2 protein-coding genes are annotated in these 1215 nt (G+C 37.8%); both read right to left on the bottom strand.

What is annotated here, in order from left to right; all coding sequences use genetic code 11:
* Positions 1–192, bottom strand: a 192-nt coding sequence (locus CG11_RS26095) for a hypothetical protein (RefSeq protein ID WP_156039909.1), incomplete at its 3' end; no start/stop codon positions are given.
* Positions 193–339: 147 nt separating this feature from the next.
* A partial coding sequence (locus CG11_RS30505; protein ID WP_197043951.1) for a hypothetical protein occupies positions 340–1215 on the bottom strand: 876 nt, incomplete at its 5' end.

The raw sequence follows: 1215 nt of genomic DNA, 5'->3' as shown, positions 1-1215 counted from the left end.
GGACTGCTGCAAATAAGTTTGAGTGCTTTTAATTTTTGTTTTTAACAAGCAAATTTGTTGTTCTTGACAAAGCAATTGTAAAGGATTCTTACTTCCTTTCATTTGAGTTAATTTTTGCTGTTCTTTTTCTAATTTCTGCTGTAGTTTTTTAAGCAACTGCTGCAGTATAGAAACATCGTTTTGTTTGACCATAAAAGATAGTTTTTTACTGCAGCAGTATTTTTTTTACTGCTGCAGTACACTAGTGTTTATCGGTGTTTGAATAAAATAATATCATTTATTTTACTGCAGCAGTTTGGTGTTTTACTACTGCAGTAATTCTTCGTAAAATAGGGCTTCTCATTCTGCTCGTTGTTCTCGAGCCTCAAGCATACAGCTACGAGTACAATAAGTATGGTTGTGGGATTTGTGAATAAAACCCGTACCACATTGAGGGCAAATACGAGTATATTCCTTCTTTACTTTTTCTATTTCTTGAAGTTGTTTTTGTTCCACTTCTTCATAATTAATGAAGCCTATTTTATTGATGCTAGGAGCTTGATGAGCATCTTCTGGAACTTGGATTTTTTCTTCCTCTTGAACTGAAGAAGGAGTATAAGCAGCTGCTACTTGAGCAATATTCCCTTCCTTTTTCTCCTTCTCACATTCGGTATAATACCACCAAGAAAAGCCCATCGAAAGCAGAAATAACAACTCAAAACCAATGGCTGCTCGAACCAATTGTGTACTCAATTTTTCTCGCTCCAAAGTCATAGTAGATTTCCTAGATTCAAAATCCTCCAATGCCTTTTGTTCGATGACTTGGTTCTCGAGTAAAAGAGCCGCTAGAGCAGCGTCTTTTTGTGCTTGAGTCGCTTCAATCTTTTCATTGTATTCTTGCACCACTTTAGAATCCTTTCGAGCCAAACGCCCTTTGTACAACCTGGTATTCCGAAAATTATCCCGTTGCATCTCGAGCGCTGCCATTCGATTATCATAATCAGAAACAATCCTTTCAGAAGATTTTAAAATAGGTGCTTGAGGAGTCGCTTCTTCGACCAGTAGGGAAGGGAGAATTTTAGCGCCTTCTATCGAAATGTAAATACTCGCTCCAACCGCTACGATTGCCAAGAGAGCAGAAAAACGTTCTACCTCTTTGTACTGAAATAAGCCCTTCATCACATCATCGGTTGATTCTCGTTTGATGACCTCAATCATAACCACCAAAGCAATGGA

The organism is Aureispira sp. CCB-QB1 (assembly GCF_000724545.1).
Lineage (GTDB): Bacteria > Bacteroidota > Bacteroidia > Chitinophagales > Saprospiraceae > Aureispira.
This window is presented reverse-complemented; position numbering and strand designations above follow the sequence as displayed.